18 protein-coding genes and 1 other RNA gene are annotated in these 18,221 nt (G+C 32.7%); 7 read left to right on the top strand and 12 right to left on the bottom strand.

What is annotated here, in order from left to right; translation table 11 throughout:
• The first annotated feature begins 19 nt into the window (after positions 1-19).
• From ACWGOQ_RS08250 to ACWGOQ_RS08240, 3 genes are all read left to right on the top strand, one after another.
• Complete coding sequence (locus tag ACWGOQ_RS08250) at positions 20-832, top strand: DUF1338 domain-containing protein (protein ID WP_452057470.1); 813 nt, start codon at positions 20-22, stop codon at positions 830-832.
• A gap of 111 nt (positions 833-943) precedes the next feature.
• Positions 944-1,435, top strand: coding sequence for a hypothetical protein (locus tag ACWGOQ_RS08245; RefSeq protein ID WP_452057469.1), 492 nt, complete (start codon positions 944-946; stop codon positions 1,433-1,435).
• 136 nt (positions 1,436-1,571) lie between these two features.
• Complete coding sequence (locus ACWGOQ_RS08240; RefSeq protein ID WP_452057468.1) at positions 1,572-2,108, top strand: hypothetical protein; 537 nt, start codon at positions 1,572-1,574, stop codon at positions 2,106-2,108.
• Positions 2,109-2,172: 64 nt separating this feature from the next.
• Here the strand turns inward: ACWGOQ_RS08240 and bshA are convergent, their stop codons facing one another.
• Entirely contained in the window at positions 2,173-3,300 is a 1,128-nt protein-coding gene (gene bshA, locus ACWGOQ_RS08235; RefSeq protein ID WP_452057467.1) for an N-acetyl-alpha-D-glucosaminyl L-malate synthase BshA, read from the bottom strand.
• Between the two features lie 184 nt (positions 3,301-3,484).
• Positions 3,485-3,797: RNase P RNA component class A (gene rnpB, locus ACWGOQ_RS08230), an RNA gene on the bottom strand.
• A gap of 126 nt (positions 3,798-3,923) precedes the next feature.
• On the opposite strand from rnpB, the gene ACWGOQ_RS08225 reads away from it, so the two are divergent.
• From ACWGOQ_RS08225 to ACWGOQ_RS08215, 3 genes are all read left to right on the top strand, one after another.
• The gene (locus tag ACWGOQ_RS08225; RefSeq protein WP_452057466.1) at positions 3,924-5,723 is read left to right on the top strand and encodes a DNA polymerase III subunit gamma/tau; all 1,800 of its coding nucleotides are present in this window, start codon (positions 3,924-3,926) and stop codon (positions 5,721-5,723) included.
• Between the two features lie 66 nt (positions 5,724-5,789).
• A complete protein-coding gene (locus ACWGOQ_RS08220; protein WP_452057465.1) occupies positions 5,790-6,776 on the top strand; it encodes an SAM-dependent methyltransferase in 987 nt (328 codons plus the stop codon).
• Between the two features lie 136 nt (positions 6,777-6,912).
• A complete protein-coding gene (locus ACWGOQ_RS08215) occupies positions 6,913-7,494 on the top strand; it encodes a MiaE family protein (protein ID WP_452057947.1) in 582 nt (193 codons plus the stop codon).
• A 56-nt stretch (positions 7,495-7,550) separates the two neighbouring features.
• On the opposite strand, the gene ACWGOQ_RS08210 is transcribed toward ACWGOQ_RS08215, so the two are convergent.
• The 6 genes from ACWGOQ_RS08210 to ACWGOQ_RS08185 all read right to left on the bottom strand — a co-directional run bounded on the left by ACWGOQ_RS08210 (position 7,551) and on the right by ACWGOQ_RS08185 (position 13,109).
• Positions 7,551-8,276, bottom strand: a complete 726-nt coding sequence (locus ACWGOQ_RS08210; protein ID WP_452057464.1) for a DUF6733 family protein — start codon at positions 8,274-8,276, stop codon at positions 7,551-7,553.
• Positions 8,277-8,278: 2 nt separating this feature from the next.
• Complete coding sequence (locus ACWGOQ_RS08205) at positions 8,279-9,157, bottom strand: alpha/beta fold hydrolase (protein WP_452057463.1); 879 nt, start codon at positions 9,155-9,157, stop codon at positions 8,279-8,281.
• Positions 9,158-9,159: 2 nt separating this feature from the next.
• A complete protein-coding gene (locus ACWGOQ_RS08200; RefSeq protein WP_452057462.1) occupies positions 9,160-10,743 on the bottom strand; it encodes a class I adenylate-forming enzyme family protein in 1,584 nt (527 codons plus the stop codon).
• A 130-nt stretch (positions 10,744-10,873) separates the two neighbouring features.
• A complete protein-coding gene (locus tag ACWGOQ_RS08195) occupies positions 10,874-11,146 on the bottom strand; it encodes an acyl carrier protein (RefSeq protein WP_452057461.1) in 273 nt (90 codons plus the stop codon).
• Between the two features lie 11 nt (positions 11,147-11,157).
• Positions 11,158-12,435, bottom strand: coding sequence for a type III PLP-dependent enzyme domain-containing protein (locus tag ACWGOQ_RS08190; RefSeq protein ID WP_452057460.1), 1,278 nt, complete (start codon positions 12,433-12,435; stop codon positions 11,158-11,160).
• Between the two features lie 128 nt (positions 12,436-12,563).
• Positions 12,564-13,109, bottom strand: coding sequence for a YybH family protein (locus tag ACWGOQ_RS08185; RefSeq protein WP_452057459.1), 546 nt, complete (start codon positions 13,107-13,109; stop codon positions 12,564-12,566).
• A 245-nt stretch (positions 13,110-13,354) separates the two neighbouring features.
• Here ACWGOQ_RS08185 and ACWGOQ_RS08180 point away from each other — a divergent pair, with 245 nt between their 5' ends.
• Entirely contained in the window at positions 13,355-14,005 is a 651-nt protein-coding gene (locus tag ACWGOQ_RS08180; protein WP_452057458.1) for a Crp/Fnr family transcriptional regulator, read from the top strand.
• A 10-nt stretch (positions 14,006-14,015) separates the two neighbouring features.
• Here ACWGOQ_RS08180 and ACWGOQ_RS08175 read toward each other — a convergent pair whose 3' ends face one another.
• The 4 genes from ACWGOQ_RS08175 to ACWGOQ_RS08160 form a co-directional block, all read right to left on the bottom strand.
• A complete protein-coding gene (locus tag ACWGOQ_RS08175) occupies positions 14,016-14,570 on the bottom strand; it encodes a porin family protein (protein ID WP_452057457.1) in 555 nt (184 codons plus the stop codon).
• A gap of 95 nt (positions 14,571-14,665) precedes the next feature.
• Positions 14,666-15,565: a Ppx/GppA phosphatase family protein gene (locus tag ACWGOQ_RS08170; RefSeq protein ID WP_452057456.1), complete on the bottom strand. Its 900-nt coding sequence runs from the start codon at positions 15,563-15,565 to the stop codon at positions 14,666-14,668.
• Positions 15,566-15,570: 5 nt separating this feature from the next.
• Positions 15,571-17,676, bottom strand: coding sequence for a polyphosphate kinase 1 (gene ppk1 / locus ACWGOQ_RS08165; RefSeq protein WP_452057455.1), 2,106 nt, complete (start codon positions 17,674-17,676; stop codon positions 15,571-15,573).
• 5 nt (positions 17,677-17,681) lie between these two features.
• Positions 17,682-18,167, bottom strand: a complete 486-nt coding sequence (locus ACWGOQ_RS08160; RefSeq protein WP_452057454.1) for a SixA phosphatase family protein — start codon at positions 18,165-18,167, stop codon at positions 17,682-17,684.
• Between the last annotated feature and the right edge of the window lie 54 nt (positions 18,168-18,221).

Here is an 18,221-nt window from a genome sequence, read left to right as displayed (position 1 = left end):
AAAAACAAATAATTACAGAATGAATTCTACACTTTTTTTTGAAGAGCTCTGGAAACAATATACCAGTAAAACCCCTTCTGCATATAAAGTTAAGTCACTTTTAGAAAACAAAGGTGAAACAGTTTTTAATGATCATATTGCCATACGGACTTTTGATGATCCAAGAACTCATATCGAAGTTCTTGCTAAACCCTTTATCGCTATGGGGTATACTGAAATGGGCGAATATCATTTCGAGACCAAGAAACTGTATGCAAAACATTATGAGCATTCGGAGGATACAAATGCACCAAAAATATTTATAAGCCAGTTACTTACCCGTCATTTCTCTGATCAGTTACAAGCTGTTATAAAAAAGCTACTTAATGATTGTGATGACCGTATCTTCTGCGAAGTGGATCTTATTTTAAAAGGTAGGGTTTGGGAAACGCCTTCTTTTGAAATTTATAAAATGCTACAAGATGAATCAGAGTATGCAGCGTGGATGTATGTAAATGGATTTTGCTCTAATCATTTTACAGTAGATGTAAATAAGCTTGAAGGTTTTAAAAATTTAAACGAACTTAATAAATTTCTAAAGGATCACGGTTTTATGATGAATACATCTGGTGGGGAAATAAAAGGAACACCCCTACAGTTCCTAGAGCAATCCAGTATTCTTGCTGACAAAGTTAAAATGAAATTTATAGAAGGAATAGAAGAAGTTACTTCTTGCTACTACGAGTTTGCCTATAGACATAAACAGGATGATGGTCAATTGTTTACAGGTTTTATAGCAAACTCGGCAGATAAAATATTCGAAAGCACAGATATGAAACTTCAAAAAGCCTAAAACAAGATGTAACAACCCTTTATTTTATTAACAAAATCTTAAGCAACCTCTTTACATTAAAAAACAGGATCTAGCGTTATATTTGGATAACAATAAAAAAACAAAATTACAATGACGAAGCATATTTTTATTTTTGCAACAGCATTACTAGCTTCTATCTTTTCATCACAAGCGCAGGAAATCCCAGAACACGCAATCGGTTTGCGCCTCAGCGAAAGTGATGGTTTTTGGGCAGAAGCAAGTTATCAGGCTAGATTAAGTTCTGATACTAGAATCGAACTAGACCTTGGTGTTCAGGGAAGAAATCGATATAATGCCGTAAAGCTTACAGGTATGTATCAATGGGTCTTTAATATCGATGGTGGTCTTAATTGGTATGTGGGTCCAGGAATCGGTGGTGGATTAGTAGATTTTGATAATGATCTTGATGATAGGGATGATTTAGAAACTTTTGGTTTTGTAACCGGTGATGTCGGAATAGAATATAATTTCGATTTCCCATTATTAATTTCACTGGATTTCAGACCCGAAATATACTTTGACGATTATAACAATGATGATATAACCTTTAACTTAGGTCTTAGCGCCAGATATAAATTTTAGTATATGTCCTAATAATTTCATTTTTTAAACCCTGAATATAACGTTCAGGGTTTTCCTTTTAAAATTTTTCCTGTTTTAATGTTAACCTATAAGTTTTTTACCCTACAAAAGGTAAATCTTAAAAAAACTTATATTCATGAAAAAATTATTTTTTGTAGTCATCTTAGTAATAACGAGTATGAATCTACAAGCTCAGGAAATTCCTAAAAATGCAATTGGTATTAGATTATCTGAAGGTGTTGTTGGTGATGAAGGATTTGGACCAGAAATTACGTACCAAAGACAAATGTTTGGTGAACACAACAGAATTGATGTCAATCTAAGTTGGAGAACCAATTCTTTCATTCATACGTACCGTGGTGGTGGCTATTTTCATTGGAGTTATAATATATGGGATAACCTAAACTGGTTTGCAGGTCCTGGAATTGGTGCGGGATATATTGATTTTAAAAACAGTTTTTTTGGTATTGGGGTTTCTAGTGATCGCGATAGTGAATTCTTCCCATATGTAGGAGCTGATTTTGGGGTAGATTATCGTTTTGATTTCCCATTACAAGTAGCATTTAGTATCCGTCCTACCTATGATATCCATACTATCGAAAACGCTTCTGGGTTCGACGATGTAGATAATTTTGGAGTCAATATAGGTATCGCTGCAAGGTATATCTTCTAACGGTGTTAGAATTTTGATTTATGTTTAGTTGTAAAGCACCGTTGATTCATACGGTGCTTTTATTTTATACAGTTTCTAAAGCATTTTCATAAAGCGTTACATATAACGGAACAATGTTATCGATATCAAATTTCAACGCCTGGTTATACGCTCCGTCCTTAAACTTTTCCAACGTATCATCATCCTTTAGAATCTTAATTGCATTTTCGGACATTTCTTTTATATCACCTACCTCACTTAAAAATCCCGAAACTCCTTCTACATTTACCTCAGAAATACCACCAGCATTACTTGAAATAACCGGTACCTTATTTACCATAGCCTCTAAAGCTGCTAATCCAAAACTTTCTCTTTCTGATGGAAGTAAGAATAAGTCTGAAAAACATAGTATTTTATCAATCTCATTACTGTTTCCTAAAAATATAACACTATCCTTTATTCCTAATTCTTTACATTTTTTTTCAGCGTGCTCCCGTTCTGGTCCATCCCCAACCATTAATAGTTTAGCAGGAACTTCCTTCTGAATATTATAGAAAATATCCACAATATCCATAATTCGTTTTACTGGTCTAAAGTTACTTATATGGGTAACTATTCGCTCTTCGGGAGTCGCCATTAATTCTCTCTGACAATCTGTAAACTGTGTTTTTCGTAAGTTAGCATCAATAAAGTTAGGAACTACTTCTATTTCTCTTTTAATATTAAAAAGACGTAATGTATCATCTTTTAAACTTTGCGAAACTGAAGTTACAATTTCACTATTATTAATACTAAAGGTAACGGCAGGTTTATAAAAGGGATGATTTCCAACGAGTGTTATGTCCGTTCCGTGTAACGTAGTTACCATAGGGATGTAAATACCTTCTTCTGCTAATATTTCTTTTGCCATATAGCCTGCATATGCGTGCGGTATGGCATAATGCACATGCAGGAGTTCTATGTCATATTTTTTTACAGTATTTACCAATTTACTTGATAAAGCAAGTTCATACGGTTGATAATGAAAAAGAGGATATTCTGGAACTGTAACCTCGTGGAAATGAATATTGGGATTCAACAATCCTAGCCTGACAGGTTGTTTATAAGTAACAAAATGTACCTGATGGTTTAGTTTCGCAAGGGCTATTCCTAATTCTGTAGCAACCACTCCGCTTCCGCCAAAGGTTGGGTAACAAACAATCGCAATGTTCATCTATTTATTTTATTTTTTCAACTGGTTAGATACAATTAGCCAAAGTTTTTGAGATTGATTACAATCTTAGTTATTCTGGATCCTTTCCTAAACACAATTTTGTTTTCGTTGCACAATGTACAAGAAAATTAGTATTGATTATTGTTAAAGGATTTGTAAAAAGTTATTTGGATTATCTATAAAAATAAAAAGCAGATCATAAGCCGGATTCTGTAATCCGCCAAAGGCGAACTCCTTATCATTTATCTAGTCCTGATATTACTATCAGGATCAAACCGCCTACCCTCCAACATTGGGCGTGCAACCCTTAAGCGTTGGTTTACATGGCGTTGCACCACATAGAGTTTACCTGATTTCACTACAGCATTACCTGTACATTCTTTCTGCTGCACTTGTCCTCGTCTCACGACGGACGGGAGTTACCCGTTATGCTGCACTGCGGTGTCCGGACTTTCCTCCTTCCGCATAAGGCGGACGGCGATAAGGTGATCTGCTTTCGGCAAAAATAGAACAATTTGTATACTAGAATTCATAAATCTATACTAATTTTACCTGTTAATAACTCGGTATAAAAACCAAATACTACTATTCTTTATTTCCTATCAATTTTTAACTTTGTATCGATGGAGCATTTTATAGTATCTGCACGTAAATACAGACCTCAAACATTTAAAGATGTAGTGGGGCAACAGGCTATTACTAATACATTGCTGAATGCTATAGAAAATGACCATCTTGCACAAGCTCTTTTATTTACTGGACCTAGAGGCGTTGGTAAAACCTCTTGTGCAAGAATTCTGGCTAAAACCATCAATCAACAAGGCCATGAAAATCCAGATGAGGATTTTGCTTTCAATATTTTCGAATTAGATGCAGCTTCCAATAACTCTGTTGACGATATCCGAAATTTAATTGATCAGGTTAGAATTCCTCCCCAAGTAGGAACATATAAAGTTTATATTATTGATGAGGTGCATATGCTTTCTCAGGCTGCTTTTAATGCTTTCTTAAAAACGTTAGAGGAACCGCCTAAGCACGCTATTTTTATTCTTGCGACTACAGAAAAACATAAAATTATACCTACAATCTTATCTCGCTGTCAAATTTTTGATTTTAAAAGAATCACGGTTACTGATGCAAAAAATCATTTAATGCAAGTCGCGGAACAGGAAGGAATTACTGCGGATGAAGATGCATTACAGATCATTGCTCAGAAAGCAGACGGCGCGATGCGTGATGCCCTTTCAATTTTTGATCGAGTTGTTAGTTTTAGTGGAAAAAACTTAACCCGACAGGCAGTAACAGAAAATCTTAATGTTTTAGATTATGAAACGTATTTTAAGACTACTGACTTAATATTAGAAAATAATATTCCCCTACTATTGTTAGAATTTAATGAGATCTTGGCGCAAGGGTTTGACGGTCATCATTTTATTTCTGGGCTCGCATCACACTTTAGAGACCTTTTAGTTTGTAAAAACCAGGCAACCATTAGTCTTCTGGAAGTGGGAGAACAGACAAAAGCAAAATACCTAGAACAATCTCAAAAATCCCCACATCCATTTTTAATTAAAGGTATTGAACTCGCAAACGATTGTGATCTAAAATATAAAACAAGTCGAAACCAAAGATTATTGGTTGAACTATGTTTAATGCAACTTGCCTCTGTTCTTACTAAAGACGGAGAAAAAAAAAATGACCAACCTTACATAATTCCTCCGGATTATTTCAAGAAAAAAGGCATCCAGCCAATTAAGGTTTCATCAGAATTAAAAGAGAAAGCCAAGAAAAAAGTTAATGAAGCAACTGCTACCTCAAAAAGTTCTGTAAAAATTCCTGAAGTATCTGAAACCTCAAAACCAATTGATGAGCAGCCTAAAAAATCTCCTCTCCAAAATAGTATTGTTAGACAAGCTAAAACTGTTACTATAACAGAAAAAAAGCCTATTATACAGCATAGAGAACGAAGAACTTCTGGTTTATCGCTTAGTAGTATTCGCAAGAAAAAGGAACATGAAGAGAAAAAGGTAGACACCATTGTTGATCCAAAAAATTTACCAAGTGATGCCTTTACAGAATCCGAAATGCAAGAAGCCTGGATCGCGTATGGTAAAATGCAGGATAAAAAAGGGGAACGTATTATAGGGTCTATGTTTGCTATGAATATCCCAACGCTTATTGATGGTAAAATTCATCTAGAGCTACCAAACCGATCCATGAAGATTGATCTTGAAAGTGCACTCCCCGGACTATTTCAGTTTCTTTACAAGCAATTAAACAATTATAGTGTTGCTCTTGATATTAAAGTTAATGAAGAAGCTGCGAAAAAATATGCTTTTACTCCACAAGATAAATATGAAAAACTGCGCGAGAAGAACCCTCTAATCGACAAGTTACGGGCAGATTTTGATTTAGATATATAATACAAGTACGATATTCCACCAGAATTCATAAAAAAATTGCATCTTTAGTGGTAAAGCAATGCCAAAATGAATTTATTAAAACCTATACCTAACATAAAAAAATTAACTAATCAGCTCCTTAAAAAAGATAGTACCCATGAGGATAATGTGAATATAATTAATGAAATTCACGAGTATTTTAATCAAATAACTACAATTTCTGGGTATGATATGGAGTTCAATCATTTAGCTGCTGTCCCTACAGCGAGTGGTATGGCATTATCACTAAATCACGCAGCACAATGCTTATTGGATTACAAAAGAACCGTTATTTTTTTAAAAGGACTTGTAAAGGCCATTAAAGATGCGCAAAACGATAATCCTAATGAAACGATACAAATATTCTATGCTGGATGCGGACCTTATGCTCCTTTTGTTACATTAGTTGCACCATTATTCGAAACCTCAGAGGTTCAGTTTTCTGTCTTGGAAATAAACAAAGACTCCTTGGATTTTGCCAAAAAATTGATTGAAAAATTATCCTTAATAGATTATATAAAAGATTATTATCAAGCAGACGCTGTGACCTTTTCAATTCCAGAATCCAAATCATTTCACATTCTTTTTAGTGAAACCTTAGACGCATTACTTTTTAGAGAATCCTACGTCCCTATTTTAGCTAATATGCTTCCACAATTATCAAGCGATATTATCTTAATTCCTAATAATGTATTGCTAAAAGTTGATTTACTTAGTAACGATAAGGATACTACAGAAGTAATAACTAAAATTGTTTTTGATACTCGTCATTCTGTGGGTTCTTTGGAAAAAGAATTACCTCAAGACTTTCCTTCAGAAACTGTAAAATTGGATTCGACGAAAAATAATGATCGTATTATTATCGATACGGAAGTACATATTTACGACAACCTAAGATTAACCAGAGGTGAATCTTCATTAACAATACCTTTTGAAATCAACCTTAAAAACTCTCTACTTCACAAAAATATTTCTTTTACATATCAACTTAAACCACAAGTTGGTTTAATTTATGAGTTTACTAAAAAAAATTAAGATTGTACCCTGATCTATAAATTGTCCTTAATAATCTTTTAGAGTGCTCAATACTATTTCCATCTTTTATTACACGTACTAGTTTAAGAGATTACAAAGTGTTAATTTTGTTATTGTTCAAGAAGAGAAATAAATGATGCTAGGTTTAAAACTTCCAACAGATCCAAGATGGGTTAATATTGTAGAAAAAAATATAGAAGAAATTCTTACGGATCACGCCTATTGCGAGCAAAAGGCTACCTCTACAGCTATCTCATTAATTGTAAGTTTCCCAGAGTATACCGAACTGGTTCAGGAAATGACAAAATTGGTTAAAGAAGAAATTAGTCATTTTAAAATGGTGCACGATAAAATTCTAGCAAGAGGCTGGGTTTTAGGCAGAGATCGTAAAGATGCGTATGTACTTCAATTAGTTACTTTTTTCCCTAAAGGAGGTAGCAGAACCACACAACTAGTACATCGATTGCTATATGCCGCCTTAATAGAAGCCAGAAGTTGCGAACGATTTAAACTACTTTCTGAAGAGTTAGAAGATCAGGAACTGGCAAAATTTTATAAAGACCTTATGGTAAGCGAAGCTAACCACTATACTATGTTTCTTAATTTTGCACGTCAATATGGAGATCGAAAGGAGGTTGATCAAAAATGGCAAGACTTACTGGACTTTGAAGCCGAGATTATGAAATCATTAAGCAAAAAAGAAACTATTCATGGATAGTATAAAGCGAGTATAACTTATTTTTTACACTCGCTTTACGCAAATTCCTGTATGATTTATAACGGTATAAATGCAGAAACTTTATAAAACTCATCAGAGGTTCCTGCATCCGTATTTAAGGTTGCTCCTGCCGATATTCTAAAAGCAATTCCTTTATCAAATTTTAGTTTTATCGATCCTCCTAACCACTGATAAACTAGTAAGGGATCACCTTCTTCCTGGCGTGTAATTCCAAAAGATTCATAAAAAGCTCCTAAGACTACGCGCCTACTTACACCTACTCCCGGAGCCATCCAATTTAAAAGATAATCTTTAGTCAGGATACCATCATCTTCTCTTATTGATTTATAATAAGATATATATCCTTCAAAATCAATCAAACCTTTTTGATAGTTTACATATAAACTTGGAACAATCCCTTCTCCTATTTTAGTTCCTGTACTATTGGATGAAAACTTACCACTAGTAAAACCAAAAGATGGATTAACATACAAAGACTTGTTCAAGAACTTAAAACCTAATCCAACCGAAGTTTCTAATAATAGATCACTTCCGGATGGTAAATTTCCAAAAGACGGATTTGTCCAAAAAATAGTATAAAAGGTAATGTCAAAATTTTTATTCGTTTCAAAATTACCAAAGAAAATAGGATAAAAACCTGCAACACTATTATGAATTATTTTGGTTGCAAATGTAGTTTTATTCTGTTCTTCTTTTTCCTGAGCACTAGAAGTATACATCATTAATAAGAATGCCATAATCGTTAATATATTCTTTTTCATAATTAAAATTCTGTTTGTAAAAATTGATTTATTAATGTTGAGGTTTCTATATGAGTTTCTTCTAGGTGTAGATGATGACCTCCTTTTATCCAATGAATATTGGCTTTTTTAAACCTCTTAAGCCTTTCGTTGAACATTCCATTTGAGAAAAGGCCCTCTTTTCCTAAAATGACAAGTACCTCACAAGATATTTTTTCAATAAAAAACTGTGCTTGTCTTTCTGTCATCTTATAACATTCTGGTAAGGCAATACGTGGATCATACCGCCATCGATATCCACTAGATGTTTGATATAAAGATCTCCCTATCAAACAAGCAGATGCATCATACGAAATACTACTGATGTTGCTCTTCATTCTATCCTTAATAGCTTCTTCCCTAGTATCAAATTGAGATGAATTTGTTGAAGAAAAACCAAACAACTTGGTTTTCTTAGCCATTTTCAATTGTGTTATGGATTTTCTAAAATTAGATACAACATCTCCTTCATTAATTACAAAAGGAGCACCTAAACCATCAATAAAAACTAGCCTATCAATAAATTCGGGCATTGCAGCCGCAATAATAGCGGCCACTCCCGTACCCATCGAATGTGCAAGAATCGAAAAATTCTTCCACTTTAATATGTTTACTAAATTCAATATATCAATCGCATAGTCCCACAAATAATAGGAATCATTAACTGATCGATGATCAGAAAAACCGTGACCTGCTAAATCAAGAGCCACTAAATAAATATCCTCAGAAAGTAATGGTGCTATCTTGTCGAATGTATTTGCATTATCCAACCAACCATGAATAGCAAGCAGCGGCCGACCAGTCTTATCTCCCCAGGTTTTAGCACTAATCTTAAAACCTTCTATATCCAATACTAATTCCATAATTAAATAGATATCGTATTGTTAGCTTCTTCTATGATTTTTAATGCTCTTTGTTTTAACGCAATTACATTAAATTTTCCATTCGGAGTTTTTGGAATTGATTCTATAATCTTAATATGCTCTGGTACTTTATAATTTTCTAAATTAGAAGAGCATTGTGATAAAATCTCTTTTTCTGTAATTGATTCATTTGAGTTAAGTACGATGAACGCAAATAACGCTTCTCCATAATCTGTATGAGGAACACCCGTTACTACAACAGCGTTGACTTCTTTAATATTTCCTATATAATCTTCGACTTCTTTAGGACTAACTTTTATACCTCTAGAATTAATCATATGATCCATTCTACCTTTAAAATAGAGATATCCATCATCGTCAATAGTACAGTAATCACCGGTATACAATACTTTTTCACCTAAATACTTACCTGGTTTAAGTTTTTCTAATGTTTTAATTGGCTTATTCCAATATCCCTGCATTACAGTTGCACCTCTTATTACTAACTGACCTATTGTATTTGGAGTAGATATTTTGTTATCATCAGAATCCACTAACCACAGTTCGGTATTTGGAATAGCTATCCCCACACTATCTGGTTTATTATCAATATCTTCCGAAGGTAAGTATGTACATCTCTTACATTCCGTTAGGCCATACATTGAAAATATTTGAGCCTTTGGAAATATATTTTTGATCATCTGAATGTTACTGCTTGTTAAGGCAGCTCCAGTATTTGTTACGGAACGAATACTTCTTAAATCAAAATGATATTTCTTATTTTGTTCAAACAATAGCATGATCATCGTTGGTACTGCAGGTATTATTGTTGCTTTCTCCTTTTTTATTCTTTTTAATAGAAATATGGGCCAGGTGGATTCTTTTTCCAATAGTAAAGTAGCTCCAACAGAAATACTCATAATCATTTGGTATAAACCATAATCAAATGATAACGGTAAAGCACATAAGATTCTATCATCCTTACTATACCCCAAATAACTGTTTAATGAATTGGTAGCAGCTATCATATTTTGATGGGTTAGCATCACTCCTTTTGGTTCTCCTGTAGAACCAGAGGTATATATAATAGCAGCTAAATCAATACTGATTATACTCGCAGGAGCTAATTGCTTTTCTACTTTATTCGATGCAACGCCAAAGTCAACAAATAAATCTTCTTCTAGTCTTATAGATTTATCAGGGATAACCACTTTTTTAAGCTCGGAATTGTTTAATAGTTCTTTATTCTGAATTGCTATATCATCTTTAGTGATAAAAACTATCGCACCAGAATCATTAAGTATATATGCAATTTTATTGGGTTTTAGCTCAGTTCCTACTGGAACTACAATAGCTCCAGTTTTTAGAACTGCCCAGAAAGAAATAACAGTCTCTATAGCATTTCCTAATTGAAGTACAACCCGATCACCTCTTTTAACACCGATATTTTGAAAATATGCAGCAAGCGAATCAGATTTTTTATTTATATCAGAAAATGTAAATCCTTCTTCTCCGAATACTACAGCTATTTCGTTAGGATATAGATGTACGGATTCTTCCAAGAAATTTTGAATTTTTGGTGTCATTATAAAATATTTATAAGTTGAAGTAACAAGTAGCTTATTGATACTCATAAAATGACTAGAGTATCAATAAGTACTTACAGTAAAGAAATCTAGAATCTCTCTACAATAATTAAAATGAAAGTTTTATAAGTTATAAGACCGAAACATTTATATTCATTTCGGTAAGTACGTATTCGAAAATTGTTTGCAACGTATTAAAGTGTTTGGCTTCTATAGTATCAGGATTCACCTCAAAACCATTAATGTTATCTTCTAAATATGTTAGAAAAAACATAGATGAAAGCGAATCAATTCCTAAATCATTTTTAAGATGTGATTCTGTTAAGATCTGTTCTTTGGTAATATTAGGAATACTATCTAGTAAACCTTCTTTTATTATATCTAAAATTTTATCAGTATCCATTATCGTGTCAATTAACTTAAGATTAGTTCTTCTTGTTTAAAATTTACTAGTATTTGCTTATTTACAATATCTTCTGTTGTATCACTACCTCTAATGAGGTAGGTTTCTCCACGATATAATAATATCTCAGAAGGGAATCCATGACTATGAAAAAGCCCAGGAGAAGATGTAGGACCATACGCTCCTGACAACTCGACTAACAAAATATCCGATACATTTACTTTAGTAAGCATAATATTGCGCCCAATGATATCATCTGGACTGCATAATGGTCCCGAAACTTGATATTTATCTACAAAACTATCATCAGGATTAGATATATTTTTCATCGGAAAATTTCTTTTTACAACTCTTCCTGAGCCTGCCGCTGCGGAATGGCAATTAGTACCTCCATCAGTTACAACAAAAGTTTTTCCATGATTAGATTTCATATTATTTACTTTTACCGCCATTGAACCTGCAGTACCAATTATAAACCTCCCCGACTCCATAATGATTCTAGTATTGGGAAACTTTTTATTAAAATTGTTAAATAACGGGATCATTAGGTCTCGAAATTCTTTAAGGTCTAGTTCTTCTTGATTATTAAAATATGGAATTCCCATTCCTCCTCCTACATCAACCATAGTGAATTCGCAATTGTATTTTTCAACAATCTTTTCGTATAATTCTAAAATATACTTAGTGTTTTCATATACTGATTTAGCTTCTAAAATATTTGTACCATTATATACATGAATACCTCTAATATTTACATTAGGTGTATCTAAATAAGTTTTAAAATTACGAATCGCTTGTTGTTCTTCAATCCCGAAATGAGTAGGTCTACCTCCCATTTTCCAAGGAGATCCCTCTGCAGAAAAATCTGGATTAATACGAATCGCAACATCAGCCGTAATTCCCAGTTCTTTAGCAAAAGAAGATACTCTTTCTAATTCTATTTCAGATTCTATTACTATAGCAAATATGTTTAATGCAATTGCTTTTTTAAGCTCTTCATCTTTTTTACAAGGACCTAAATAAATAATATCTTGTACAGGTGTTCCGGCTTTAAGAGCGATTTCCATTTCTGTGATAGAACATACTTCTGTACAAGCTCCTTGTGCTCGTAACAATTTTACCAAAGAAACATTTGGATTTACTTTAAGAGCATAAAATACATCGACGCAAGAAGGTAACGCATTAACTAAATTTAGATAATTGGTAATCAATTGTTCTCCGTCATAAAAATATGCTGGTGTTCCATATTTATCCACAGCGGATATTATTTCTTTATTATTGTTTTTCATTTTTTTTGTAATTATCAGTAGTAAACTTGATATACGTGTTTAGCTACAGCAAGACATACTACTCTATTGAGTACTATGTTCTTATTAAGTATTGAGTTTTAAGAGTCTTTTAAGGAAGGTGTGGAATTTTATTTATCTGAATTAAACATATCATACTCTATAAGCCAATGGCCATTTTCTTTTTTCCATAGAATCACATAAGATCCCTCGAAAACGTGCTCTTTTTTTGAATCTAAATAACCGAGCATATGACATCTTTGAAATGCCACATTCATTTTTCCGAAAAACTGTAATTCATCTTGAAAAAACTCAACTCTATCTACTGATTTTACACTTAGAGAAAATTCTTTTTCAATTTGGATTCTACCTATTCTAGGTTTGACTCCTGGTTTCATAAAAACGGCACCTTTACTCGTATATTCTTCCGAAATCCCTTTTGGATCTTTATTCTTCCATTTAGATTCGAAACGACGATCCGCTTTGTCAATAAGTTTTGCCTCTTTTAAAAGATCTTTTTCGGTAATATTTTCATTTCCAAAATAACTAACGACAGAATCTTTGTATTTAATTTCAGCTTGAGTTGATTTGGTAGTTACCAAAAATGATGATGATAAGATTAAGACAAAAATTCCGACAAAAAACGTCCAAGTTGGTTTTAGACTATCTGCTTTCATAACTGGTTTGAGTTTAAGAGTTAAAAATTAATATTTATAAGATTCAAAATTATAGCAGCTTCAATTTTTTAGTTATAAATATTCTAACATAAACTTTACTTTATTATAGCTATGAACAGTAATAAATGATGTGATTACCATAAAAAAAATATGTGATAATGGCAATCAAATATGATTTTAAACATTAAATCGATATTATTTTAACATTTCATAAAGATTTACTATAAAAAAATCAAAAATAGAGAATGCACATTAATTTATTAGATGGCCTTATAAAAGCCGTTAAATACAAGCGGAATCACTACAATCAAAAAGAAATTATAACTAATCAAGAGTACATATGTAACAAATTCTACATCATTAAAAACGGAGTTGTAAAAGTTAGTAGTCTAACAGAAAAAGGGGATGAAGTAATATTATTTGTACTAAATAAAGGACAGGTTTTTGGATCGAACCCGATTATAGATAATTCGTACATAAATTACTTCTGCGAATCACTTAACGAAGAAACAATATTGTACGAATTTGACATTCAACAAGTGAGGAATTATATTAAAGAAAATCATTTCAAAAATAAAGATATACTGATTGCACTAGGGAAACATTATTTCCAATTAGAAAGAAGAATACGAACTTTAACAAATAACAGCGCGGAACAAAGACTAATCAATGTTCTTCTAGAATTCATGGAAAAGTTTGAATCAATATCAGATAATAATCAGAACATCATCATTGATATACCACTCAATCAAGAAGAGATTTCTAATTATATTCGAGTAACAAGAGTCACTATTAATAAAATAATTAATAAACTTAAAAAAGATCTACTAATTGAATCTAATCAGCAAAAAATTATTTTAAAAAAAAGTTTTTTTGACTATCAGAAAGGATTTTAAAGCAAGATTATTACAATCTATAACCAACAGATAATTGAATATTTCGGTTTGTTCCGTCTATATTTAAACCCGCTCCATCATCAAAAACATTAGACAATCCAAAAGCATAACGAAGATCTACAAAAAAGTTATCTGTGATATTCGCTCCAACCCCAATTACTCCAGCAAAATCAAATGTGCCAAAATCAGTATTACCTCCCTGATTATCCTCCCATTCCCAGATTTTAATTCCCGCTTGGGGCCCTAATTGAATATTAAAAAGATCCGTAATGTTATATTTTAGTAAAACTGGTACTTGTAAATAGTCAATACGCAAATCTTTATCTTTGTTTCCCTGACCTGAGTATTGAAACTCTGGTTGTAACCTTAACTTATCAGTTAATCTAAAGTCTGCTAGAAAACCAACTACCAATCCTATTCGACTTTGGTCTAAATCTCCAGTAATATCATCAGAATTTATAGCACTAACATTTGCTCCTATTCTAATACCATATCTAGATTCCTGACCTTTTAGGGTTACTATATTAATTAACAAAGTAAAAATTATAAGTAAAATTTTATTCATCGCACAAGTATTTATTAAAATTTAGTTATTGGAACAATTTATGACAAAAATATGATTTTATTAAATTCGTTTTATCTTGATTAGGATTATACAGTCTAGTTTGTCTTTATTTTTTCGTTGTATAACGACTTTATGATCCCATCAGATAGCCCAATTTTAGGAACATAGATCTTTCGTGCACCACTCCATTTCATAGCAGATAAATAAATCTTGGTTGCTGGCAAAATTACGTCTGCTCTATCTTGATTAAGATTCAACTCCCATATTCTTTCTTCATAGGATAATGAATTTAATAGTTCGTAATACGAACTCAGATAAAGAAATGATAACGGTTTTCCTACTCCTTTTCCACTGTTTTTGAAAATGTTATTTATATTTCCTCCAGATCCTATTAATGATAATCTGGAGTACCCTTTGGTTACGCTTTTTACCCACTCCTGACCTTCTTTCCAAGTATTTTCTGAAACCACATTGTTTAATAGTCTTACGGTTCCTAATTTAAAAGATCTGGAGGCAATTGTATTACCATTATGAAATAATGTAAATTCTGTACTACCGCCACCAACATCCACATATAAATAAGTAGCGTCAGAGTTGATTAAATCGTGAAGATCAGTCATTGCAATAATTGCAGCTTCGTCAGTACCATCGATAATGTCGATTTGTATTCCTGTTTTTTCCAGGATAAGATCTGCCACTTCTTTACCATTTTCTGCTTCACGCATAGCAGATGTTGCACAAGCCTTATAGCGAACTACTTTGTGTGTTTTCATAAGAAGTTGATACGCCTTCATTGCGTCTAACATCCTAACTGTATTTTCTTCAGAAATTTTGTTCGTTAAAAACACATCTGCTCCTAATCGAATAGGGATACGTACCAGGCTTGTTTTTTTAAACCTTGTCGTTTTTCCGTTTTCTTCATGAACACTACTAATTAATAATCTTACAGCGTTTGAACCAATATCAATGGCTCCATATTTTTCTATAGTCAACAAAATATTTAATTTCCTAATTTTCTTAAATAATATTCATATGTGGCAATCTGAGATCTCACTTTCTCATTATTGTTCCGAATATACCCATTATCTTGATTTTCTGAAAGTTTTCGTGCCTTCACATTATCACTCCAACAAATCTCAAAAGTATCCATGAGCTCTTCTTTAATGTCATCATCATAGATGGGACAAGTTATTTCGACCCGTCTGTCTAAATTTCTTCTCATCCAATCGGCAGAAGATATATAAACTTTTGGATCACCCCCATTCTTAAAAATCAAAAGTCTTGGATGTTCTAAAAATTTATCTACCACACTAATTGCCCTGATGTTTTCACTCATCCCTGCAATTCCAGGAATCAAACAGCATATCCCTCTTATAATCAAATCAATCATTACACCTGCCCTACTGGCTTCATATAGCTTATCGATCATACTATAATCACTTAGGCTATTCAATTTTAACTTAATCCCTGCCGGTTTACCAGCTTTACTATTTGTGATTTCATTGTCTATGAGTTTCACCAGAGAACTTCTAGTATAATGAGGAGAAACCAATAAATGTTTATATCTACTTACCTTATAGTTAATTTCAAAAAATTTAAAAACTTTATTTGTTTCCTTCAGAATAGCTTCATTGGTGGTAAACAAGGTATAGTCTGTATATATTCTTGCTGTAGATTCATTGAAATTTCCGGTGCTTATAAAACCATATCTTTTAAGTTTACCCCTTTCTTCTCTCTCTATTACGCAAGCTTTACAGTGCACTTTCAGTCCAGAAACACCAAAGATTAGATGTACTCCTTCTCTCTGCATTTGTTCTGCATAATCAATATTCGCTTCTTCATCGAATCTGGCTTGAAGCTCAATTTGTACGGTCACATTCTTACCATTTTTAGCCGCGTTAATCAATGAGCTGGCAATATGGGATATATTTGCTAATCGATAAATGGTTATTTTAATCGTTTTTACCTTGGGATCAATTGCAGACTCTCTCAAAAATTTTACGGTATAGGAAAAAGTATGGTACGGTGTATATTGTAAGTAATCCTTTTTAGCGATCTTATCCAACAGGCTTCCTTGTAAGCTTAATCCGGGAATAGTTAAAGGGGGTAATGGCTGATACACTAACTCCTTTTTACCTAAGTCTGGAAAACTCATATAATCCCTACGATTGTGATATCTTCCTCCCGGAATTATACTATCTGTGTTATCCACACCCATTTTTTCCATTAAAAAACTGAGTGTATCTTTATCTATTTTTTTGTCATATACAAACCGTACGGGCTCTCCATCCCTTCTAGATTTTACACTACTGGAAATTTTTTCAATGAAACTTTTACTGAAATCATTATCAAAATCCAACTGTGCATCTCTGGTGATTTTGATCATGTGGGCAGAAGCACTACTATAATTAAAAATACTGAAGTTGATTTGCAAACAGTATCGTATCAAATCATCCAGAACAATAATGTATTTTTTGCCGTCTTTTTCTGGTAGCACAACAAAACGTTCTATATTCTTCGGAATCTCAACCAAAGCATAGATTTTTTCTTTTGTTTTCTGATGCAAAATTTTAGAAATCGTTCCTTCTTTTGGAACACGTTCTTTTAAAACCAGTTTTACTGCCAGATATGCAACGCTGTCTTTGAGGTGTGGAAACTTGTCTAGATCATTTAATATATATGTTACTAAAGCAGGACTTACTTTATCAACAAAATGTCTACGTATAAAAGTATCTTGCTCAGTAGTCACCTGATGTTCATCAATAATGAAAATATCGTGCTCCTTTAGTTTTTCACTGATAGTTTTAATTATTTTAAGACTTTCTGACTGTTGCTTTATTACGATGCTGGTTATTTGCTCTAACAGTTCGCTAGCCGTTTTACCTTTTAGTACATTTTTACCATCACGTCCAGAAAGATCTATTCTTTTGATTGCTGCATATCGAACTTTGAAAAATTCATCCAGATTATTAGAAAATATTCCTATAAACCTTAGTCTTTCCAGTAACGGTACACTATCATCAGATGCTTCCTGTAATACTCTGGCGTTAAATTGCAACCAACTTAACTCCCTATTTATATATGTATTAACTTGATTTTCTGTCATTTATATCACCTTAATTCTTTAGGAAACAAAGTTAGTACGGTTTTTCCTACATCTATACTTTTCCAACGATCTACATCAAACTGGATACCCACCACACCAGCAGTTGGTAGATTATCAATGGTCTTATCTCCATAAAGATTTGCTATCGAGGTAAATGCGTGATTATGCCCAAAAATTATTAGGTCATTAATTTTATCGTTGCAATTTTTAATTACTTCAATAACTTGATGACCATTAAAATCATAAAGTTTTGGTTCTAAACTAAATATATCCTTTGGAAAATCAAGATGTTCGAAAATAATTTTTGCTGTTGTTTTTGCTCTTACGGCATCACTGCTTAACACCTTATCGACTGATTTTACAAGGTTTTTTAATTGTTTCCCGATTAAATCCGCATCGCGTAAACCTCTTTTGTTTAATGGTCTTTTATGATCTTCGAGATCAAATTCCCAAGAAGATTTCGCATGTCTTATGATGTATAAAGTTTTCATATTGGCTGCAAAGTTTTAGACAAAACACATTTTGTATTCGCAAGTTTAAGAATA

The organism is Aquimarina ulvae, assembly GCF_053613295.3.
The sequence above is the reverse complement of the archived record's forward strand: the minus strand, read 5'-3'. Positions and strand labels throughout refer to the sequence as shown.